The sequence below is a fragment of the Desulforamulus aeronauticus DSM 10349 genome (genome assembly GCF_900142375.1).
In the GTDB taxonomy this organism is placed as follows: Bacteria; Bacillota; Desulfotomaculia; order Desulfotomaculales; family Desulfotomaculaceae; genus Desulfotomaculum; species Desulfotomaculum aeronauticum.
This window is the reverse complement of sequence record NZ_FRAR01000012.1, coordinates 1-21,796: the sequence shown is the minus strand read 5'-3', so window position 1 is coordinate 21,796 and position 21,796 is coordinate 1. Positions and strand designations below refer to the sequence as shown.

At 40.9% G+C, this 21,796-nt stretch carries 20 protein-coding genes and 1 pseudogene; 3 read left to right on the top strand and 18 right to left on the bottom strand.

The window, feature by feature from the left end; translation table 11 throughout:
* Positions 1 to 28: 28 nt before the first annotated feature.
* The 3 genes and pseudogenes from BUA78_RS07910 to BUA78_RS07900 all read left to right on the top strand — a co-directional run bounded on the left by BUA78_RS07910 (position 29) and on the right by BUA78_RS07900 (position 1,442).
* Complete coding sequence (locus BUA78_RS07910; RefSeq protein ID WP_072912920.1) at positions 29 to 604, top strand: DNA-3-methyladenine glycosylase I; 576 nt, start codon at positions 29 to 31, stop codon at positions 602 to 604.
* 301 nt (positions 605 to 905) lie between these two features.
* Entirely contained in the window at positions 906 to 1,181 is a 276-nt protein-coding gene (locus tag BUA78_RS07905) for a type II toxin-antitoxin system RelB/DinJ family antitoxin (RefSeq protein ID WP_072912917.1), read from the top strand.
* Positions 1,174 to 1,442 (top strand): annotated as a pseudogene (locus tag BUA78_RS07900) (Txe/YoeB family addiction module toxin). The gene BUA78_RS07905 and the pseudogene BUA78_RS07900 overlap by 8 nt, the downstream one beginning before the upstream one ends.
* A gap of 104 nt (positions 1,443 to 1,546) precedes the next feature.
* On the opposite strand, the gene BUA78_RS07895 reads toward BUA78_RS07900, so the two are convergent.
* The 18 genes from BUA78_RS07895 to BUA78_RS07805 all read right to left on the bottom strand — a co-directional run.
* Positions 1,547 to 2,773: an MFS transporter gene (locus tag BUA78_RS07895; protein WP_072912914.1), complete on the bottom strand. Its 1,227-nt coding sequence runs from the start codon at positions 2,771 to 2,773 to the stop codon at positions 1,547 to 1,549.
* Positions 2,774 to 3,120: 347 nt separating this feature from the next.
* Positions 3,121 to 5,013 carry an ABC transporter ATP-binding protein gene (locus BUA78_RS07890; protein ID WP_072912911.1) on the bottom strand — a complete coding sequence of 631 codons (1,893 nt, stop codon included), beginning with the start codon at positions 5,011 to 5,013 and terminating at the stop codon, positions 3,121 to 3,123.
* Positions 5,010 to 6,737, bottom strand: coding sequence for an ABC transporter ATP-binding protein (locus tag BUA78_RS07885; protein ID WP_072912908.1), 1,728 nt, complete (start codon positions 6,735 to 6,737; stop codon positions 5,010 to 5,012). Before BUA78_RS07885 ends, BUA78_RS07890 begins: the two co-directional genes overlap by 4 nt.
* 24 nt (positions 6,738 to 6,761) lie before the next feature.
* On the bottom strand, positions 6,762 to 7,205 hold the full coding sequence (locus tag BUA78_RS07880) for a MarR family winged helix-turn-helix transcriptional regulator (RefSeq protein WP_072912906.1): 444 nt from the start codon (positions 7,203 to 7,205) through the stop codon (positions 6,762 to 6,764).
* Between the two features lie 174 nt (positions 7,206 to 7,379).
* Positions 7,380 to 8,108, bottom strand: a complete 729-nt coding sequence (locus BUA78_RS07875; protein ID WP_072912904.1) for an MBL fold metallo-hydrolase — start codon at positions 8,106 to 8,108, stop codon at positions 7,380 to 7,382.
* Between the two features lie 42 nt (positions 8,109 to 8,150).
* Positions 8,151 to 8,642 carry an HD domain-containing protein gene (locus BUA78_RS07870; RefSeq protein ID WP_072912902.1) on the bottom strand — a complete coding sequence of 164 codons (492 nt, stop codon included), beginning with the start codon at positions 8,640 to 8,642 and terminating at the stop codon, positions 8,151 to 8,153.
* 27 nt (positions 8,643 to 8,669) lie between these two features.
* Positions 8,670 to 9,710, bottom strand: coding sequence for a YjgB family protein (locus BUA78_RS07865; protein ID WP_072912900.1), 1,041 nt, complete (start codon positions 9,708 to 9,710; stop codon positions 8,670 to 8,672).
* A 169-nt stretch (positions 9,711 to 9,879) separates the two neighbouring features.
* A complete protein-coding gene (locus tag BUA78_RS07860; RefSeq protein WP_072912898.1) occupies positions 9,880 to 10,983 on the bottom strand; it encodes a TolB family protein in 1,104 nt (367 codons plus the stop codon).
* 107 nt (positions 10,984 to 11,090) lie between these two features.
* Positions 11,091 to 12,479 carry a sensor histidine kinase gene (locus BUA78_RS07855; RefSeq protein WP_072912896.1) on the bottom strand — a complete coding sequence of 463 codons (1,389 nt, stop codon included), beginning with the start codon at positions 12,477 to 12,479 and terminating at the stop codon, positions 11,091 to 11,093.
* Complete coding sequence (locus tag BUA78_RS07850) at positions 12,480 to 13,160, bottom strand: response regulator transcription factor (RefSeq protein WP_072912894.1); 681 nt, start codon at positions 13,158 to 13,160, stop codon at positions 12,480 to 12,482.
* 82 nt (positions 13,161 to 13,242) lie between these two features.
* The gene (locus BUA78_RS07845; protein ID WP_072912892.1) at positions 13,243 to 14,379 is read right to left on the bottom strand and encodes an FAD-dependent oxidoreductase; all 1,137 of its coding nucleotides are present in this window, start codon (positions 14,377 to 14,379) and stop codon (positions 13,243 to 13,245) included.
* A 47-nt stretch (positions 14,380 to 14,426) separates the two neighbouring features.
* A complete protein-coding gene (locus BUA78_RS07840) occupies positions 14,427 to 14,909 on the bottom strand; it encodes a hypothetical protein (RefSeq protein WP_072912890.1) in 483 nt (160 codons plus the stop codon).
* 675 nt (positions 14,910 to 15,584) lie between these two features.
* Entirely contained in the window at positions 15,585 to 17,210 is a 1,626-nt protein-coding gene (locus tag BUA78_RS07830; RefSeq protein WP_072912888.1) for a hypothetical protein, read from the bottom strand.
* Between the two features lie 501 nt (positions 17,211 to 17,711).
* Complete coding sequence (locus tag BUA78_RS07825; protein ID WP_072912886.1) at positions 17,712 to 18,047, bottom strand: DUF3969 family protein; 336 nt, start codon at positions 18,045 to 18,047, stop codon at positions 17,712 to 17,714.
* Positions 18,048 to 18,062: 15 nt separating this feature from the next.
* Positions 18,063 to 18,890 (bottom strand): RHS repeat-associated core domain-containing protein, encoded by an 828-nt coding sequence (locus tag BUA78_RS07820; RefSeq protein ID WP_238456761.1) that lies wholly within the window; start codon positions 18,888 to 18,890, stop codon positions 18,063 to 18,065.
* Positions 18,891 to 19,246: 356 nt separating this feature from the next.
* On the bottom strand, positions 19,247 to 19,378 hold the full coding sequence (locus BUA78_RS20835) for a hypothetical protein (RefSeq protein WP_274377382.1): 132 nt from the start codon (positions 19,376 to 19,378) through the stop codon (positions 19,247 to 19,249).
* A gap of 551 nt (positions 19,379 to 19,929) precedes the next feature.
* Entirely contained in the window at positions 19,930 to 20,337 is a 408-nt protein-coding gene (locus BUA78_RS21060; protein WP_420795496.1) for an RDD family protein, read from the bottom strand.
* Positions 20,338 to 20,498: 161 nt separating this feature from the next.
* A partial coding sequence (locus tag BUA78_RS07805) for an RHS repeat-associated core domain-containing protein (RefSeq protein WP_139257296.1) occupies positions 20,499 to 21,796 on the bottom strand: 1,298 nt, incomplete at its 5' end.

Below are 21,796 nucleotides of genomic sequence, written 5' to 3'. Positions count from 1 at the left end.
CGATGGATCTATAAAGGGAGATAACATAATGTCGAAAGAAATAATACGTTGTGGCTGGGCCACCAAAAGTAAACTGGAACAGGATTATCATGATAAAGAATGGGGTATCCCGGTTCATGATGATAGAAAACTGTTTAAGATGCTAATTTTGGAGGGTAAACAGGCGGGACTAAGCTGGTCAACAATTCTTGCCAAGATGGATACCCTTAGTCAGGCATTTGACGATTTTGACCCGGCCATTCTGATTACCTACGATGCTGCTAAAGTGGAAGCCCTTTTACAGAATGACGGTATTATCAAAAACAGGCAAAAAGTAACTGCTGTTATCAATAACGCTAAGGCATATTTTAAGATTTGTGAAGAATTTCATTCGCTGGACAATTACTTATGGTCTTTCGTAAATTATCAGCCCATCCTCAATGCCTGGACAAGCCTAGAACAGGTTCCGGCCAGTACGCCACTTTCTGAAAAAATCAGTAAAGATTTGAAAAAACATGGATTCAAATTTGTGGGAGCAACTACGGTTTATGCATTCATGCAAGCGGTTGGCATGGTAAATGACCATTTGACCTCCTGTGCCTTTTACCGTAGTTGTCAGTCTTAACATCAAAAATAAACAAAAGCGGATACCTCCATTACGGGGTATCCGTTCTTACGTCATAACCGCCTATTGTCTGTCTATCAGCAGGTCTTGATTTTCCTCCTTTTTATTAAGAAGACGGGGTTGATCTTTCTATAAAATGCTTCGTTTTACGACAAAACCCTCTTCGCTGGTGAGTGCTGGCCGGAATTGTTTGTGTTGCCCTCTAATGACATTGTATTGCAAATATAAATATTTATGTAGATATTTGCGTCTTATTTAGCATATAATAAACATAAGAAACCAGCGAAGGAGTGTTTTTGAAATGGCCAATGTTAATATTCGTGTTGATGATGCACTAAAAAAGAAAGCTGAAGCAATTTTCTCGGAACTGGGTTTGTCCATGTCTGCCGCCACAAATGTTTTTTACAAACAGGTAGTTAGATGTGGCGGCATTCCGTTTGATTTGCGTATCTCCGACCCTTTTTATTCCGCTGAAAATCAGGCACGTTTACAAAAGTCTATCAGCGATTATGAATCCGGAAAGAATAAACCAATTGTAAAGACAATGGCCGAGCTAGAGGAAATGGCCAATGAGTAATCTGCTCTTCCTGCCAGAAGGTTGGGAAGATTATCTGTATTGGCAGGGGCAGGACAAAAGACGTTGCGCAGAATAAATCAGCTTTTACAGGACATTTCACGAAATGCTTTTGAGGGCCTGGGAAAACCGGAACCGTTACGGGGCAATATGACCGGATGGTGGAGCAGACGTATTGATGATACGAACCGCCTGATATATCGCATTCAAGGTAACGACAATATAGAGATTGCTCAATGCCGCGGCCATTACAACGACAAGTAAGAGCCAGGTAAAAGGTGCGGGCCTCCTTACCCGTATAGCCCCCGTCCAGTGCGTCAACTGATCCCCCAGCGCGGCCACATGGGCTTTGTCTTCTATAAATAAATCTACAGTTCAGGCTTGGGGCTTGGCCTTCCAGCCTCAATGAGCACTTTGTTGCCTAGCAGGAAAAGTCCCTGAACAAACAGCAGCAAGCCGGTTCCCATCAGTAGCCATTCAATTTTAATGATATCTGCCAGTGGCCCGAACATAAGCATACCAAGTGGCATCATGGTACTTGAGATCATCCCTAAAACACCAAATACTCTACCCAGAAAATCCCCCTCTACTTTCTCCTGTAATAAAACCGTAGAAGGTGTATTAAAGATTGGCATGGCAATTCCAGTTACCCCCATAAAAAATAGATACAGCCAAAAATCAGGAATAACCCCAAGGGCAAAGGTACAAGCTCCAATAACAAGGCTTGCTAACGTCATTGAGTGAACCTTATTTTTAAACCCCCCCCAAGAAGCCATGATGATGCCGCCCACCATCATACCGATAGAAAAGGTAATTTCAATTGCCGTTAGACGCCAAACGTCGCTACCAAAACTACGTGTCACCTGTAGCGGCGTTAAAAATGCAACCGGTGCAGCTAAAAAAAAGAATATGGCACAAAACAGAAAGAATTTCTTAACATACTCATGGTTTCTAATATAAGTGTAACCTTCACGCATGTCGCTGAAATAGCTCATTGTTTGCTTTTCCAGGGCTTTTGCATGAACAGGCACCTGCAAAAACAAAAATAATATCAGAACCGCGATGGCTGCTGTAATAACATCTATAAAGAATATTGTTTCGATGGTAGCCATCGTTAGAAGTGCACCGCTAAGCATGGGGGATACCAGCATAGTAAGTGCCTGGATACTTCCGTTTGTTGCATTCACTTTAGTAAGCTTCTCCTCCGGTACAAGTTGGGGAAGAAAAGCTCCTATGGCCGGTACCTGAATTCCTGCTCCGAGCGCACGTATGGCAGAAACCACAAAGAGCAGCCAGAGCGCATCGTATCCCATCAGAAACAGTATGGCTAAAATAAGTGTTGAGATCGCAATCATAGAATCCGCTAGCATAATCAGCGTTTTTCGATTATACCGGTCAGCCCATACCCCCGCAAAGGGAGAAATAAAAAAGGTAGGCAGGAAGCCACAAATAATAGATATGGTCATCATGATACCAGACTGTGTTTTTAATGTAATATGCCACATAATGGCATACTGGACCAGGGACGATCCAAAAAGCGATATGGTCTGGCTAACCAAAAAGAGTATGATATTCTTTTTCCAATTTCTATACATATCTGCTAGATTCTCTCCAATCACTGTTATTAAAAATTTTCTTTCCTACTCTAGGCATGGCGATCACCGTAAAAATAAAAACTGCAGTAAACACCCAGGTGTTTACTGCAGTAAGCATAGATAGATTTAAAGCCAACTAAAAGGAAACCTTATGGCCTTAAACTAAATATCATTTTTTCCTGTACGTGTTTTTAAACTATTATCTCTTAAAAAAGTGCGGACAAATCCCTGATGAATGCACTTCTAAGAAAATATTAAATTTGATTAGTTTAAAAACACTTTCTTCATTTCAGACCTCATTTACGTTAATTTATAATACTGGCTTATTGTAACATAGAGCAACGGATTTAACTAGCTTCACTTGTAGAATTTCCACCTGTGAACTGGCTTTGGTAAAGGTCGGCATAAAAACCTCCCGTAGCAAGAAGCTCGTGATGATTACCCATCTCAATAATACTGCCGTGATTCATCACAAGAATCAAATCAGCCTCTCGAATGGTGGATAGCCGGTGGGCAATCACAAAGCTGGTGCGTCCTTTCATCAGGGTTCGCATAGCCCTTTGGATCAACACTTCGGTTCTGGTATCAACGTTACTGGTGGCTTCATCCAGAATCAGGATCGCAGGGTCGGCCAGGATCGCCCTGGCAATGGTCAGTAATTGCTTTTGACCCTGGGAAATATTCGAAGCTTCTTCATTGAGAATTGTATCATAGCCTTCGGGCAGAGTCCGTATAAAGTGGTCGGCATGGGCTGCTTGAGCGGCCCGGACAATTTCTTCCTCGGTGGCTGCCGTACGTCCATAGGCAATATTATCTCGAATGGTGCCGTTAAAAAGCCAGGTATCCTGCAGCACCATGCCAAAAAGGGAACGCAATTCCCCACGTCGCATCTCTCGAATGTCAACTCCGTCCACCAGGATTTTCCCAGCACTAATTTCATAGAAACGCATTAAAAGGTTCACTAAAGTGGTTTTACCGGCTCCGGTGGGACCTACAATAGCAATGGTTTGACCCGCTTTGACATCAATATTCATGTTCTCAATAAGAGGAACATCTTCCCGGTAGCCAAAGTCCACCTGCTGGAATTTGACTTCCCCACGGGGGAACTGAAGAACCGTGGCATTTTCCGCCTCTGGTTTTTCTTCCACTTCATCCAACAGTTCAAACACCCGCTCGGCGGAGGCTATGGTAGATTGGATAATATTAGCGATATTGGCCATCTGCATAATCGGCTGGTTAAATTGTCTGGAATATTGAATAAAGGCCTGCACATCACCAATTTCAATTTTATGCTTCAGCACAAAAATACCACCGACAACACAGACCAAGACGTAGCCGATGTTGCTGATAAAATTCATAAGCGGAAAGATAATGCCGGAAATAAACTGCGCTTTCCAGCCTGCCTGATAAAGTTTTTCATTCGTTTCATTAAATTTGTCTATCGATTCATCTTCCCGCCCAAAGGCCTTGATAATTTGATGACCGGTGTACATTTCCTCAACATGACCATTTAATGTGCCCAGTTCCTTCTGTTGAGCGGCAAAATATTTTTGAGAGCGTTTGGCAATGAGTACTGTCACCACAAAGGAAAGTGGCAGGGTCACCACCGCAATTAACGTCATCAGCGGGCTGATGGTCAGCATCATAATGAGAATACCCACGATCGTCACCAGGGACGTGATTAACTGCGTCAAACTTTGTTGTAGAGTAGAACCGATGTTATCAACATCGTTGGTTACCCGGCTTAAAATTTCACCGTGTGTATGGGCATCAAAAAACGCCAGAGGCAGATTGGTTAATTTTTCATTCACATCTTTACGGAGATCAAAGACTGTCCGTTGGGCTACCCCGGCCATAATATACTGCTGTAGATAACTAAAGAAGGCACTGAAAAGATATAACCCAATTAAGATAAGCAATATTTGCAGAATGTAATCAAAATCCACCCTGGCTCCGGGCACCTGCTGATATTTCAGCATAATGCCTTCAAATAATTTCGTGGTGGCTTTACCCATAATCTTTGGACTGACGATACTAAAAGCTGTGCTCAGGATAGCCATAACGAAGACAAATAGCAGTTTCATTCGATAAGGCTTTAAATAACCGAGGAGCCTTTTCAAGGAGCCTTTAAAATTCTTGGCTTTTACCACCGGCATTGCCATGCCACCTGGCCCAAGGGGGCCCCTGCCGCCAAAGCCTCCTCCCGATCCCTTTCTTGATCCATTCCGTTCTTCACTCATGCGATCTCCTCCTCGGCAAGCTGTGAGGATACTATTTCACGATAAACTTGGCACGTCTTTAAGAGTTCCTTATGACTGCCCATATCGGCAATTTTACCATCCTCCATCACAATGATCCGGTCGGCATCCATCACGGTACTGACTCTCTGGGCTACCATCAGCACGGTGGCATTGATCGTTTCCTTTTTCAAAGCCGCCCGCAATTTAGCATCCGTTTTAAAATCAAGGGCGGAGAAAGTATCGTCGAAAATATAGATTTCCGCTTTTCTCACCAATGCCCTGGCAATGGCTAAGCGTTGCTTTTGCCCACCGGAAACATTGGCGCCTCCTTGGGCCATCACGGCCCCAAAACCATCCTGCATATCGGCCACAAATTCACTGGCCTGAGCTATTGCGGCAGCCTGTTTAACCTCTTCATCCGTCGCATTTTCCTTACCATAACGGATGTTCTCGGCAATGGTACCGGTAAAAAGCACCGCCTTTTGGGGTACAAACCCAATTTTAGCCCTCAGGCTTTCCTGTGACATCTCCCGTACATCAACACCGTCGACTAAAACGCTGCCACTATCCACATCGTAGAAACGTGGGATTAGGTTAATCAAGGTCGACTTCCCCACTCCGGTGCCACCAATAATGGCCGTAACCTCACCGGGTCCCGCAGAAAAGGAAATATTGCTCAGCACAGGCTGTTCGGCACCGGGGTAGCTAAAGGTAACATTGCGAAACTCCACCAAACCACGTTTGTCCTGGGTCTGTTCAATCCCGGCAGCATCCTTGATTTCCGGCACTAAATCAAGGACTTCGTTAATCCGCACAGCAGAAGCCTCTGCCCGGGGAATCATAATAAACATCATGGAAATCATAACCAATGAAAACATGATTTGCATGGCGTATTGTAAAAAGGCCATCATATCACCGACCTGCATATCGCCGTGATCCACCCGCAGGCCGCCGAACCAAACAATGGCGATGGTGGACAGGTTCATCACCAGCATCATAAAAGGCATTAAGGTGGCCATTAGTTTGTTCACCTTAATAGCCGTGTCGGTTAGATCGCTGTTGGCTTCGCTGAATCGTTTTTTCTCATGCTCCAGGCGGTTAAAGGCCCGGATAACTCTGATCCCGGTAAGTCCTTCCCGCAGTACTAGGTTTAATTTATCAAGCTTAACCTGCATGGCCCTGAAAAGGGGGACACCCCGCCGGGTAATGAGCAGGATCACCCCCGCAAGGAGCGGCAGTACCAGCACAAAAATCAGAGACAATTCGGCATCTTTGGATACCGCCATAATCAAACCACCAATACACATGATGGGTGCACTGACCATCATGCGCAGCATCATGACCACTACTTGCTGAACTTGAGTAATATCATTGGTGGTTCTGGTAATCAAGGAAGCGGTACCTATCCGATTAAACTCATGGAGTGAATAACTTTCTACCCTTGAAAACACCAGACTGCGTAGATTTCTACCTAAGCCTGTTGCTATTTTGGCCGATAAAAAACTCGCCGCAACGAGAAACAAAGCACTGGCCGCCGCAAATAAAAGCATCAGTGCACCAACCCTAAGAATATACTGGGTATCGCCTTTAACGATACCTATATCAACAATATCGGACATTAGCGTCGGCAGATACAAGTCAGCAATGGCTTGAAAAAACAGGAGCATCAAAACAGCCACTACCGACCAGGTAAATGGTTTTAAGTACCTAAGTAATTTAAACAACTATGATCATCTCCTGTTAGGAATTTATTCTTTCCAGTCTAGCAACCGCCGTAACGCTGCAAGTCCCGCCAAAACCTCAATTTGTTCCTCCTTAGTTGCTTGATGATAACGATTCACGATGCCTGAAAACATTTGCTGAGGCAGTAATTTTAATTCATTTCTACCCAAATCAGTTACGGTTACCTTGGTAATACGCCGATCTTGTTGGTCTGGGATACGTGCTGCCAATCCCTTACGTTCTAATCGATCAACAATTCCCGACACAGTACTATGGGAAAGGCGTACCTTTTGACTTAGTTCTTTTACACTAAGGTCACCGTATCTAGATAATTGGCCCATAACAATTTTCTGGGGGATGGTCAGATCACTTTGGATTCCCTGGGATTCCAGCCCTTTATGTAGAGCCCGGAAAACAAAAAACAAATTCTCAACAAGCTCCTGCGTAGTTTTATCCTTATCCATCATCATGCATCCTCTCCAAATTATGTTCTAGCACGACGTGTCGCAACACAACATATTATAGGGCTGTAATTTTTCTTTGTCAAGAATTACGTTTTCCCTGCGATATCCATAAATAAGGTCCCTTGACTGCTGAATTCGTCAAGGGACCTTATAGTTAGGAGAATGAATTGTGAAATCCGCTTACTTGCCAAACATTTTTTGTAAAGAAGCCTGACAATTACCAGTAAATATACCCCCATGATAGCAGATGATTTTCTCTATCTCATAGGTAAGCAATTTCCGGATAGAGTTTTTGGCTTCCGCCATATCTAACGTATATTGCGGATTGGCCATACCCAGCTCATCATTTTCAATGACTAAAGCATCTCCGGCAATCAAGGTTTTACATGCTTTTACATAGAGGGAAATGTGTCCTGGCATGTGCCCTGGGGTAGCAATAATTTCAGTTCCACCACACCAGGGCAATAGCTCGTGGTCTTTTACTCGTAAATCAACAGCAACAGGCGTTATTGACCGTAATAACTCTTGGAAGTTTTCCGCAGCCGCTTTTTCCGACTCCGGCAACGAATCGTATAGAGCCTCGGCCTGTTGTAAGCGCAAGGATTTTTCTTTACCACTAATATATTTTTCTTCGCCCCCAGATGAAATAATTTCCAAATTGGGGTAGGCACTCTTACATTCCGCTAAGGCTCCCATGTGGTCAAAATCATGATGCGTAATGACTATTTTGGTTAATTTACCGAGATCCATACCCTTTGCCTCAGCCGCTCGTTGGATGAGCGGTAGAAAATGGGGATAGCCGCAATCAATTAAAATCATTTCCTGTTGATCTTTTAATATCACTGGATAGATGGTATTGACGGCATTGTTAAAATCAAAAGTAACCTCTAACATAATAACCTGATTCAAAGAAATCACCCCTTGGTAGCCAAATTCATCCCATCTTCAAAACTACGCAAAGCGTTCCAGGGCCATCTTTTTTCCTGTAGAAGTTTTAAAATTCTCCTCGATGTATTCCCTCAACTGATCTTGATGGTTTTTTATTTCCAGATGTTCAAGATTAGCTAACAGATCCGCTTCCCACTGTATCTGAAAATCAATGCCATCAATTTTAGAAGGTGTATGATGATACCCAACAATATAACAAATTCTCTCGGTCTTTGCAGGATCATAGCCTACCCCTTGTAATATCCCTCTGGCAATATCCGGCCCCTCTTTTTCCTGGTAGGCAGCTTCCATTGATCCATATTTTTTCTGTGCTTCAATAGCACCGATGTCGTGAAGAATTGCCACGAGGGAAATCAATTCCCTCTGCTCATTAGGTATGTTTTCGCCCGCCATGATAGCTTCTGCATCTTTGAGAACCGTAAGAGTATGGTCTACGCCATAAGGAACATCTTGAAAAACTTTTTTCATTTCGTTTATTACTTTATCCCGGTACATTTCTTCCTCCTGTAATCATTTATCGTATTATGAATTATTAACGGCATAAATGTAATATTTATGCCCTTTATCTGGGGCAGCCGTAAACCATATTTCCCCGTCTCCTACCATAACCCCTTGGTAGTTAACAAACGTTTTATTCACATCCTGCTGGATAAGTGCCTTTTTAACTTTTTCATTAAAAATTTGATCATAGTATTTTACAAAATCTGTTTCATTGTTAATTTTTGTTTTTTTACCATCAATAGAAACATGAATTGGATATAGAATGTATTGTGCGACCTGACTTTTATCATCCTTTTTGACCAAGCCCTGAACGGTAGTAAATATTGCCTCAAAAGCTGCAGCATCATCAATCCCGGCAACCTCATATCGGTTCGTGGCCTTTGTCTTTGCAGTCCCTTGTAAATAAGATATCCCTGGGTCATCAGCCATTAGATTTACGGTGCCCCTTGGATAAAAGACGTTGTAATGGTCTAGTTTGGGATCAGCCTCTTGCTGGGTGGCTTTCGGGAAAATAAACAGCAGCTCATAATTTTCACCAGCCTGATAAACCAGCATATCCTCGGTATCATACTGAAGAGTATTTCCCGGTTTACCCAGAACCTCTTTGACCTTGGACATGGTAATTTGCTTTACATTATCATCGAAAGACCGTACATCAAAAATCTGGGAGCCCTTATTAAACCCAAAAACAACCTTATGTTTGCCGTACGTTGCATAGCTGCCCTTGGCCTGGGCGACGTAGTCTACTTTGTCTGGTTTGCCCCATTTTTCCTCTACAGTATCAATGACTGTTTTCTCAACCGGAAATTCGCAGTTGATAATTTTGCCTTGTTCGGCTAATTGCACTATCTGATTCAGCAATATTTTCTGGGTATCCGTCTTTTGTTCCTCCTTGGGGGTACTGGGGTTGCCTGGTTCCCCTGAGTTTTTAGCACACCCGCCCAAGATCATGGTAGCTAGTAGGAATAGGGTTAACACCAGAAACAGTTTTTTAGATGTAACCATTTTAAACCCTTCTTTCAATTTATCCAGCGATTGGCTCTTAAACAGACGCAAATCCATATTCCGTTGCTCCTAGCTTATTGCGTATTAGTAAGACGTTACCCTTATAAATTTCGTAACGTAACAACTATAAAAACAGTTTTAAGGGCCTTTATCTTCTTAAAAATACCCTTTCAAGAACACAGGTAGGTAGAGAGTGACCTCTCTACCGTTTAGATAATGTACTGTGTTATTTTAACTTGATAAGGTACGTGTTGAAATTATAATTCCCCTTCTTTTCGTCTTCTTTGGAAATGGCGGTAAAGATAATCCCCTCATCACCGGCCCAAAGTAAATGGTTGATCATCCTCATATCTGAAACTAACTGTTTTTTCTCGCCGTTTTTAGTATTGATAGCCCAAATATTACTCTCGTCGCTGAACAACAGATACCGACTATCCGGGGACCAAGCCATCTGTACGCTGCTGTCCTTTACACTGGCCTCCGTCAAGGTGCTGCCTACTTTCAAATTACTATCAATGGCATTTACTTTAATTTTCCATTGACTGCGGTCCCCATCATTTACCAGATAAGCTAAACTACGCTTGTCGGGTGATACCTTGAAGTTGGTACCCGCGACAAATTCCTTGGGTTTGTTGGTGCCGGCAGTCACATCCAGGGCCATGACCTTTAACGTGTTATCACCACGGTTTACACTTACATAGAGCAATGTATTATTATCAAGAAACTGGGGGAATATGGCGATGCCACTCTGTTGTTGGAAGCTCTGCTTTTCATTGCCCTGGGCATCATACAAGACAATCCGACCCTTATTAATCAGGAAATAAGATACTGCAAAGGTCTGGCCATCGGGAGACCAGGCAATGGAGTTGGCTATTTCATCGGACTTGTGAATTAGTTTCTTCGGTGCGTCGAGTTTATTCTCCATCACGTAGGCTTGGAAAAACGTCTCCACGTTTTCCAAAAAGGCAATATTCTTGCCATCGGGTGAGTACCGCGCACTGCCCTGGTGGATTTCCGAATTGCTAAGCTTTTTCACCGACCCGTCGGCCAAATTCATGGTGTGCAAGAGATTCGCTGGAGCCATTTCATCATTCGGGTCTTTATCCGGCTGCCCCATGTTCCAGGAGAACAGCAATGTCTTACCATCGGGTGAAATATCTTGGGCTAGTCCATCATGCAATTTGTCGATGCTTACTACCGATAGCTCTTGTTTAGGGGGCTTTGGTATAACCTTTACCCCATTGTCTTCCTTCTTTTCTTTTTGACCGCTGCAGCCAATGAATCCAACTGCTAGGAACAGTGCCATCGTCAAAACAAATAACCTCTTCATGGTTCCTCCTTGTATCTGCTATTTTTGCGGAAGCGCTTTCCTTTCTATGCCATTGTAGCAAGAGGTTATTTCAACGGAACTACAATAATGTTTCAATGTTGTATCATTCATCGTCGTGGTAGTGTCACTGTAACTTTTGTGCCACCATCAGGACGATTAGCCAGTTGTATTTTGCCATGATGGGCAGTAATAATTTCCTCGGTAATCGCCAAGCCTAAACCGGTTCCTCCCACTGCCTTGGCGTTAGCTGCCCGGTAAAAACGTTCAAATACTTTATTCAGATCCTGCGGCGGTATCCCTCTTCCCCGATCCGCTACCGTAAAATAAGCACTGCTGCCATCGGCAGCAACACCTACTTCAACCTTACCGCCGGGAGGCGAATACTTCAGGGCATTATCCAGAAGATTAAGTATACCCTGCAACAGTTTTTCTCGATCCCCGGACACAGTTACATCTGGTTCAACTTTTTCCTCGAAGTAAATGGTATACTTAGCCGCCCGAGACTGCAGCTTGTCTAGAGTTTCTTTTACCAGTTCGGATAAATTTACTCGCTCAAAGAGAAAATCTTCTCGTCCTGCATCTAGCCGAGATATCAGTAACAGCTCATTAACCAAGCGGGTAAGCCGGCTGGATTCATTATTCAAATGATCAACCGCCTTGGCCAAATCCGGCTGGCCCTTCACCTCATCAATTAAATATTCTGAGTAACCCTTAATAGCAGTCAGTGGTGTACGCAATTCATGGGATACGTTGGCCACAAACTGACGTTGCCGCTGAATGTAATCCTGCAGTTGGTTACCCATATCACTGAAACTGCGGCTTAACTGGCCCAACTCATCACTGCGTTCTAAACATATCGGGGTAAAATCTCGCCCGGCAAAGCGGTTGGTGGCTTCTACCAACTGCTGAATAGGTTTTACTACTTTGCGAGCAATGGAAATGCTAAACAGGGTAATCAGCAAGGCAAAACCAACTGCCCCAGCATAGAAAATATTTCTTGCAGAAGTAAGTACTTGGTTCAGAAAATCTAACGGATAAACAAACTCCAACACACCAATTACTTGTCCTTGCAATTCAATGGGGGAGGCAAAATAAGCCCTGTTATTTCGGATACGGTAGGCATAGTTTCCTTGTAAGGTCGGGGCAAGATTATGTACATCTGGTGTTCCAAGAGTAATCTCCTCTTGCTTCACCCCATCTACCGAGGCAGTAAGCATCCGTAACTGTCGATCATATATACGTACTTGCCGTTTACCGGCACTGAGGTTATTTGCCACCTGCTCGGCAATTTCCTGTAAGCCAACAGGTCCTAACTTTTCCAACAGGAGAGTCTGCGTAATATATAGGGTAGCTGAATCGCTCTGCTCAATTAATTGTTTTTCTACCGTCGCCATGCCGTAGTACTCGATTCCCTTCAGAATGGCTACTCCCACCAAGGCTAGGGAAAGCAAGGTGGCAACTAAATAGTAAAGAGTTAACCGGGTAGCGAATTTCACCTAAACACCCCCGAAGCGGTAACCAAACCCGTAAACCGTAACAATATATCGCGGTTGACTGCTGTCATCTTCAATCTTTTTGCGCAGTCGTGTGATATGAATATCCACTGCCCGACTGTCGCCGCTGTACTCATAGCCCCAGGCTAGAGACATCAGATCATCTCGGCTAAAGGTTCTTCGATGATGGGTGGCCAGTACCTCCAGCAGTTGAAACTCCCTAGGAGTTAAAGAGATTAATTCACCGTTTTTATAAACGGTTTTATTGGCCAGGTTGATCTCCAAGCCTTGATAGATAATATTTATCCCAGAGTCCTCCTGTTTGGTCAATCTACGGAGCAATGCCTTAATCCGAGCTAACAGTTCCCTGGCATCAAAGGGTTTGGTGATGTAATCATCTGCACCAAACTCTAAACCCAATACCTTGTCCACCACTTCGTGCTTCGCAGTCAGCATGATGATGGGAATCTGATATTGCTCGGTTACTTTTTTACATACCTCATGGCCACTCATATCCGGTAGCATTAAATCTAATACAATCAGGTCTGGTTTGTGAGAACGAAGCAAATCCAGAGCAGTTTGCCCATCCGGTACCACTGTCACCCGGTAGCCTTCACGAGTGAGAACCATCTGCACTAAATCTCGAATGGCCGGTTCGTCGTCGACAACCAGTATGTTCTTCATTAAATCACCTCTTCTGGTTCACTAATTAAATAAAAATGCCCCGTTGGTGATCAGTGGCACAATTAATAAAACCAAGCCAAATTTACTCTGCTGGTGAAGAAAATGTATCGTGTACATTGGGGGATTTCTTTTGTTTGAGGAAAGGACCCAGGGCTTTAGAACCATATTTTAACCAATCAATAGTAGTGCCATAAATAAGTTTTTTAATGACCGCATTATCCTCAGAAGTTACTATAAAATCAAAGGTCTTATCATCTATGCTATCATAAAAGTTTCTTACCTTGCTCATAACACTGATTACTTTTTTATGCTCTTGCACCAGTTTATCATAACTGCTATTTTCTATGATCGCTCTAGCTGCCATAACACCTGAGACAATGGCGGTTGCGGCCCCCAAGCCTAAGAAGGGGTCTAAAAAGCAACCTTGATCCCCCGCAAACAAACAGTTTTCCCAGGTTACGCTGCTGGAATAGGCACTTACATGGGTTCTTTCAAAGGTTCCCAAAAGGGTGTATTTTTCCAATATGCCTTCTTTTTTAAAAAATGCTTTCCAAATTTGATCCAATTCAGCCCAACTGCTAACATGTGGCACAGTTACGTATAACGATGCTATTTGACGGCTAAAAGGAGCTAAAAAGGCGTAACCATCCTTAAGGATTTCCTTATCACCCCAGACAATGGCTGTATTCGGCTCAAATTTTCCATATATTTTAGCAACCCGACTATAAGCAACCAGGTATTGATGCCAACCCTTTAAATATTTGTCTGCAACGTAGTCTTCGCTTCTGCTACCGGAGGCAACTATCACATAATCATATCTTTGCCGCAAGTTTTCCAAGGATTCCCTTTGCTCATAGAGCATTTTAGAATTTTTAATATGCTTTAAAATTTGGTTTTGTAAAGAGTTCGGCTCAGGCCCAACGACAAAGCTATGGCCAATGATTTCATTTTTCACAGAGGCCTGAGAATTTTGGCTGTTAATAATTAAGTTGTTAATGGTCTCTAGAGGTGATAACTTTACAGTAAGCAATTTGTTCAAATATTTTAATGGCTCTAAGGAAATGCTTCGATAGGCCATATTTAAGACAACACCAACATGCGAATAGTGGTCTGCGACCAAGGAATTTTGCTCATAGACATCGGGTATAAAGCCGTTTTTTTCTAAGGTTAACGCTGCGGAAAGTCCCGCTAATCCAGCACCGATAATAGCAATCTTCAAAAAGATACCCCCGTTGCTTAAACCAATTCTCTGATACAAACAGTAAATTATATCCTAGTAAGATCCTTCCGATATATTCGCTGACCATATAACCCCTCAGCTAGATGGGTTAATACTACTATAACGACAAAGTTAACAAGAAAATCATAAAACAGATTATACCTGCCCAATAAGGACATATTGCCTACCTCTATGGCAACATAAACTGCAATCTCGACAATTATTGTGAAGAATAGGATCATCGGTATTTTCTTACTAAAGTCTTGTTTCATATATTGCATTACTAGAATCCCTGCAGCTATGCCCCAAATGGGGTTAAATAGGGGTACGCCGGCAACTAAAATCCAACCCTTATTAAACTGCATCAAGCCAAGGGAAATTAAGACATATTCAACGACAAATAATATAATTCCGGCAATTATTCCAACTGGTAATAGCTCCTTTATTCTCGGTGGTTTAATTAAAATAAACACCAGTATCCATAGAATCACTGCATAAAGTGGATTGATCCATGTTTGAAGAAATTCCATTTCAAACCTCCTCAGTTCTTTTCTTATCCTTTATCCTTTGCAGGTTACATTTTATTATTCCCTTTTGGCAGCTAAAACCCCGTAATTTATAGACGAAACCACTGCGACCTCACCATCATCAGTGATTAATAGCTTAATAGTAAGATACCCACCTCCTTAACCGGGGGTGGGTATTTTGATCAATATACTCGTTGCCTACTAAAACATCCGCTATTACCTCGGTGGGAATGATGAATTCCGGAGTTCCCATGTACCCTGGAGCCACCTCATATTTATTAAAGGAAATGATCAGTTTACCCTTTGAATTAATATAGAAGCTCTGTTCGTTAGATATTTTTTAAATATTCAAAAGTTTCTTCCTGCCCGGGGACCTCAATCCAATACATCTTGTTTTCCTCGGTTTTTTATCGAACTCAAAGGGATGGTTCTTTTGTGTCAATATCTAAACTTACTGGAAAGGGTAGTTACCAGCGAAGCTACCATCCCCCTATTGGGGGATAATTCTAATTCATGTGCTATTTTTGATGCTGTTTTTCCTTCCTCTTGGACTTGCTTTACAACTTGAATCTTAAATTCCTACTAAATTTCTTTCTCATTACACAAAACCCCTTGATAAACACATTGTATATTTAACTATACTTAGTGTCTACCAAGAGGGTTTCATTCACTGTGTTATTAATTTATGGTACGTTTTATTAAATTCCCATTACTATCATACTGATAATTTATAGTCTTTGTTGGTAAATAAATTGTATTTAAGCGGTTCATATTATCGTATAAGCTTTTATTGCTTACTTGTATATTTGTAAGTTGTAATAAATCTACAAATGTTTCTGTTCCTACAATTGGTGGATTAACCGTCCAAACCCATATCCTAACATAGGCCGTGTTTGTAGGTGCTATTTTATTTTCTATCCTCACTGATTGCCATGTGGAACTGATGGGAAATCTTGCAGAGTAAACCGAAATTCTTTGCTTTGCAGAATTCAGGAAATCTAAATATACCTCAACTGAAGACCCAGTAATCTGCTTAGCCATACAGCTTAAAGAGTAGACTTCTGCTGCTGTTGCAGGTATGTCTTGAAAAACATATGCACTTCCACTGGTTGTTGTTCGCTTAATATGAAGGGATTTTACCCCTGAAAAGCTATCTGTGGTTACAGTCTCAACAATGCCACCGTCATTACCATAGCTCCAACTTGCCAAATCCTGTTCAAAAGACGAATTAGCTAATAAGCCTGTTGATAGTTTTATATCATCCACAAATGTTTCTGTTCCTATGGTTGGTGGATTAACCGTCCAAACCCATATCCTAACATAGGCCGTGTTTGTAGGTGCTATTTTATTTTCTATCTTCACTGATTGCCATGTGGAACTGATGGGAAATCTTGCAGAGTAAACCGAAATTCTTTGCTTTGCAGAATTCAGGAAATCTAAATATACCTCAACTGAAGACCCAGTAATCTGCTTAGCCATACAGCTTAAAGAGTAGACTTCTGCTGCTGTTGCAAGTATGTCTTGAAAAACATATGCACTTCCACTGGTTGTTGTTCGCTTAATATGAAGAGATTTTACCCCTGAAAAGCTATCTGTGGTTACAGTCTCAACAATGCCACCGTCATTACCATAGCTCCAACTTGCCAAATCCTGTTCAAAAGACGAATTAGCTAATACGCCTGTTGATAGTTTTATATCATCCACAAATGCTTCTGTTCCTATGGCTGTTGGGATATTCGCCCAAATCCAGATCCTAACATAAGCTGTGCTATTAGGGGCCATTTTATTATATATCTGCACTGGTTGCCAAGTGGTACTAACAGGCAGTTTTTTTGTGTATACAGAAATTCTTTGTTTTGCGGAATCCAAGAAATCTAAATATAACTCAACTGAAGATCCAGTAATCTGCTTAGCCATACAACTTAAAGAGTAGACTTCTGCCGCTGAAGCAGGTATGTCTTGAAGCACATAAACATTTTTTTCGCTGGTTGTCGTTTGTTTTATATGCAGTGATTTTACGCCTGAAAAACTATCCGTGCTCACAGTTTCAACAATGCCGCCACCACTACCTAAACTCCAACCTGTAAGGTTTAATTTAAAAGATGGGTTATTAAGTAAGTTAGTTGAAGTGTCTGATAAAAGAGAACTTGTATTGAGCATCCCACCTGATAGCTCTAAAGCCTCATAACTTGAAGCTTGAACTGATGGGTCTGGTTCATTGACCTCTGATGCAAATGAAACGAAAGGAAAACAAGCAATTTCAATAGCCAATACTAGCAAAAGACTTAATAATCTTTTTTTCATTTTAACTCCTTCCTAACTCATAGTTGTCAACAGTATATGAAGATTATAAATTAAAAGATCCTTCCTTTCCTTCAGAGATACTGTAGTTTAATGTCGTTTATATAAGATGTTTAACATATAAAATTATAGGTATTAATAAAGAATAATATATTATTGTGTTGAAGCATTGACAATGGTGGAAGCATTGTCAAACCATATTCTCGGAGTGATTCACCATTTTGAATATCTAACAATTTCGTTTCATCACAACATACCCCAGTACTCTCATCCTGTAAGATATAACCGCTCTGAGTTGCAGTGCCCTGACTTCTGCTTCATTCTCAAAAGACTTGATTTTCTTTTATCGCTATCCAAAACGAAATCATACATCATCTGTATACCATAATGTATAATGGCATTCTGCCTTAAGACAAAAAATAACAATATAATATTCTTTCATTTCCCTCACTCCTTCCACTAAAAAGCCCTAGAACAAACATGTTCAAGGGCAATAACTTTCATCTATTTAATAATTTTCTCTGTTGGTGGTTCAGGGCTTTGGATGATAGAAATATTACTTAGTATTTGTTCTTTTATCCTGATAATATTTGGTAACAATTTTTCAGGCATTAAACTTTGAATATCTTCTAATTCACACCCTTCCCTTATTATATCTATCACTTCTTCACTTAAACCATACATTTCTAGTTTACTAACAGTAAGGGGATTAAATAAATATCCCTCGGCTTCTTCGATACTTATTATTTGTTTTTCTAATGCAGATAATAATCCTAACTGAATTATAGAAACTAACCTTTCACTTTCACTTTTTCCAGAAATACTAATGTTTATTTCCACGATAACACCTCAAATTTATTTATTACTCCATCCTGATTTAACTTTCACATCAAAGACTTTTCCAGATTGACTTTCAAAATAATGTATTGATATCTTTTTACCATTAAAGTCATACCCATCCTTATATATCTTTTTCCATTGTCCTGACTCTACTTCTCTTAACTTTTCTAATACATCTTGGCTCTTTACATTTACTTTCTTAGTACCATTTTGTACAGCGTTAAATCCAGATGGGTATTTGGGTGCTTGTTTAATTGAATTATACACATTTTTAATTTCACCTGTACCCCTAATCCCTTTAACAATGTTAAAGCCTCCACCAAACATCACGAGATCCAATCCGGGGTTTTCAGGGATCGGAAAAGGTTGAAAAGTTATAGTTTCTCCATACCCATAGGGATCGTTTCCTCTTTGTGCCCAACCCGCATCAGCAACCTTGCCTATACTTCCGGGTATTCTCCCTTCTCCTGCCCCACTAACCCCATTCCACTGGTCACTATATTTACCACTAAATAAATTAATGAAACTACCAATAAAATCTAAGCTATTGCTAACAGAAATACTGCCTTTGGAACTACTACCTCCAGAACTCCTGCTTCCAGAGTGTGAACTTCCCCCACGCGAGCTGCCGGTACTAATGCCAATTGCAACACCAATTCCAATACCGATTACTGCTCCTATCAGTGAATGCCCGGAAGGATCCACATATGATAACGGATCATTTTCCACGTAGGTATATAGATTCAAACTCAGGGGATTGGTTATATCCCCTTCATAGGAGTCTCTGGATATAAACCTTCCTATGTTCGGGTCATAGGTAGTACAGTCTGCTTTCGTCGTCATAGTACTCATCTGCCAATTCCTATTAAAGGCTCAACCATCAGTAAATATCTGATAGTTGAGCCTTTTTGCGCGCAAAACTGCTTAAACCCCTTTAAGATCATCCCTTGGCGTTTCTAAAACCTAACTTGATATATCATCATTAGCTTTTTTTATTGGCTTTATCAAATCATCCATTGCTGAAATACTAAATGTACCGTCACTTTTACCAGCTAAAAAATATATCTAAGCCAGTATGCATTGTCTTAGACGTAAGTCTGAATTGCCCTTTCCAGTACTTCCTCATTTAACTTTCTTACAACTATATCTAGAGGTGAAGCTGGAATATAATCAAGACCTTCCTTATCCATATACCAATACTAATTACTAGCTGTTGTAATCACCATAGTATATGTCATACCATCATCAAGTTTAACAAAAATATCCGTATTTCCATTCTTTTTATCTAAACTGTCGTAATACAAAGGATACTCAATATTTATGATTTTCATAGCAGCCCTCCGATTATCTTATTTCCCATATAATTCACGCAATACACATATCCTTCATTTAACAATGTTCAAGCCTCCGCCAAATATGACGAGATCCAATCCAGAGTTTTCAGGAAGCGGAACGGGTAGTTTCTACATACCCATAGGGATCGTTTCTTCACTTTTTTGTAGTCAGATTTGCTAGTGTTTTGCAGAAAAAAATCCTTACTGGGATACTTTGTACCCCCTTAGCAATTCTTCCCTTATTCCAATTTAATTTAAGGTCAGTAGCTATATTTGAAACATTGTGCATAACCTTTTCTGCATTCCAACTTTTAGGGAATAGTGTTCCAGTTCCAGGCCATAAATGCCTACCACCTGTTTTATCTCCATAAAGAATATGCTTTGTTCTTTGTTCACTAGCTATATTTACAAAACTACTTAGGTATTGTTCTTTGGTTATATTTCCAAATGGCCCACCTGTTTCGCAATACGAATAAATTAAGTTAAATGCCTAGCCCCTTGATCATAATTGTTTTATCGTTTAATTTTTACTCGTTTTTTCTATCAATTTAGTCTTTAGGCTGACTTGTTACATCAATAACTTTAGTTTGTGATATCTTATCATGTATTGCTAGATGTCCTTCATTAAAAAAGATATACAAAATGCCTGGCCAAAATCCAAAGGAAAAGAACAATCTTTTAATTAGTTGGTACAAGGTTATTTTGCCACTTTTTATAGAAACAATTTTAAGTCTAAACATTTTTTTCCCAACTGTTTGTCCAAAAAGTAGAACTGGAAAAATATAATAACAAACGACTATAAAAGTGGGAATATACGTAATTAAAATAATATTATAGGTTCTACCTGTAGTAAACATTAATATTGAGTAATACAGTAACATCAGGAATAATATAATTGTTATATCAATTAATATAGATAATACTCTTTTGCAATTATCTGCTGGCCTATAAAACAAATTCAAATCATGTATCTCCTTTCTTTTGATATTCCAGACTTATTTAATACTTTATCACTATATTTAGATTATGTTAAATAAAGCTAGAGGGCTAACAGCTATAACTAATCTAGGATAGCCCTCTAATGCAAAGGGATTAAACCACAGCTAATGATCAACCTCTAATTCCCGAAAAGATCCGTAATTACTCCTGAACCCCATTCATATAAAGTTTTTGTATTAACCCCTATACTTGACTTTATTGGACCAAGGCTAGCACCTGCTTTAACCGTATAGCTTTCATTGCTTATGTTATCTATTTTTATTAAATTAACTGTATCATATTTCGTTTTAGGATTGAGCCATGGATCCCCACCATCTTCATCTTCTTTATACAAGGTAGCTTTCCTTTTTATACCAGCATTTATTTCTCCGAGTTTAATTACAGCCTCTGCATGTGCTTCTTGATAATTTACATATTCGGAATTTGAGATTCCTATCATTCTATATGCACCGGTCCCAATCGACCCCGCAAGAGGTCCGATCTTAACTTCAACACCTAAACCTAATCCTAATCCTGCTCTTATCTCAAAAGCATCCGAAAAAGAGGGTCTGCTATAAGTAGTTGGCTTATTACCTATGACTGATTGTAGATTTTTGTCATTCCAGTCAACAGCCGCTACCATTCCTAGACTTTCTAGTATTCCCTTATTATTTGAAATAGCCTTATTACTACTACTCTTTCTGGATGACCCTGAACCCCTAGATGAATTAGAGATTGTGATAGCAACTTTAACTGCAACACTGATTACTGTTCCGATAACAGATCCGATGGAAAAATGTCCCGATGGATCTACTCGCGATAACGGGTCGTTCTCCACATAAGTATATACATTTAAAGTCAAAGGATTAGTTATATTCCCCTCATAGGAGTCCTTGGATATAAACCTTCCTATGGTCGGGTCATAATACCTAGACCTTAAGTAGTACAGCCCACTCTCGTCGTCAAAGTACTCTCCGGCATACTTCAGCGGATTAGATACCTGTTCTTGCTTGTTTAATATATTACCCCACTCATCATAGGTGTAGCTGTTAACAATATTGCCGTTTTGATCCATAACCTGGGTTACGTCTCCGTGGCCATTGTACAGGTAGTAATAATAGTTACCACTAATTTTTCTGGCCAAAGCCTGATGTCCCCAAATAGTCTGTGCAGTGACACCCCCACCACTGTCGTTTGTCTCGGTGATCACTCTACCTTCATTATCATAGTGATATCTGGTGGTGCCAGAAGAGGTAACCTTTTTATTCCTTAACCCCTCAGGATCGTAGGAGTAGTTATAGGTCTTCCCATCAGTTTTAAATGTGGCTAGTTGGTCCCACGAGTTATAGCTAAAATCTCCGGGTATAAAGCCATCCAAGCTTTTGTCATTGGCGGAGGTTAGTATCCGGTTGCCCCGGCTGTCGTATTGATAGCTGA

Excerpts from the sequence above, each read along its gene's own strand:
- BUA78_RS07910 (WP_072912920.1), top strand. The coding sequence starts at position 29 with ATGTCGAAAGAAATAATACGTTGTGGCTGGGCCACCAAAAGTAAACTG.
- BUA78_RS07905 (WP_072912917.1), top strand. The coding sequence starts at position 906 with ATGGCCAATGTTAATATTCGTGTTGATGATGCACTAAAAAAGAAAGCT.
- BUA78_RS07895 (WP_072912914.1), bottom strand. The coding sequence starts at position 2,773 with ATGTATAGAAATTGGAAAAAGAATATCATACTCTTTTTGGTTAGCCAG.
- BUA78_RS07890 (WP_072912911.1), bottom strand. The coding sequence starts at position 5,013 with ATGAGTGAAGAACGGAATGGATCAAGAAAGGGATCGGGAGGAGGCTTT.
- BUA78_RS07880 (WP_072912906.1), bottom strand. The coding sequence starts at position 7,205 with ATGATGATGGATAAGGATAAAACTACGCAGGAGCTTGTTGAGAATTTG.
- BUA78_RS07870 (WP_072912902.1), bottom strand. The coding sequence starts at position 8,642 with ATGTACCGGGATAAAGTAATAAACGAAATGAAAAAAGTTTTTCAAGAT.
- BUA78_RS07865 (WP_072912900.1), bottom strand. The coding sequence starts at position 9,710 with ATGGATTTGCGTCTGTTTAAGAGCCAATCGCTGGATAAATTGAAAGAA.
- BUA78_RS07860 (WP_072912898.1), bottom strand. The coding sequence starts at position 10,983 with ATGAAGAGGTTATTTGTTTTGACGATGGCACTGTTCCTAGCAGTTGGA.
- BUA78_RS07850 (WP_072912894.1), bottom strand. The coding sequence starts at position 13,160 with ATGAAGAACATACTGGTTGTCGACGACGAACCGGCCATTCGAGATTTA.
- BUA78_RS07840 (WP_072912890.1), bottom strand. The coding sequence starts at position 14,909 with ATGGAATTTCTTCAAACATGGATCAATCCACTTTATGCAGTGATTCTA.
- BUA78_RS07830 (WP_072912888.1), bottom strand. The coding sequence starts at position 17,210 with ATGAAAAAAAGATTATTAAGTCTTTTGCTAGTATTGGCTATTGAAATT.
- BUA78_RS07820 (WP_238456761.1), bottom strand. The coding sequence starts at position 18,890 with ATGACGACGAAAGCAGACTGTACTACCTATGACCCGAACATAGGAAGG.
- BUA78_RS20835 (WP_274377382.1), bottom strand. The coding sequence starts at position 19,378 with ATGAAAATCATAAATATTGAGTATCCTTTGTATTACGACAGTTTAGAT.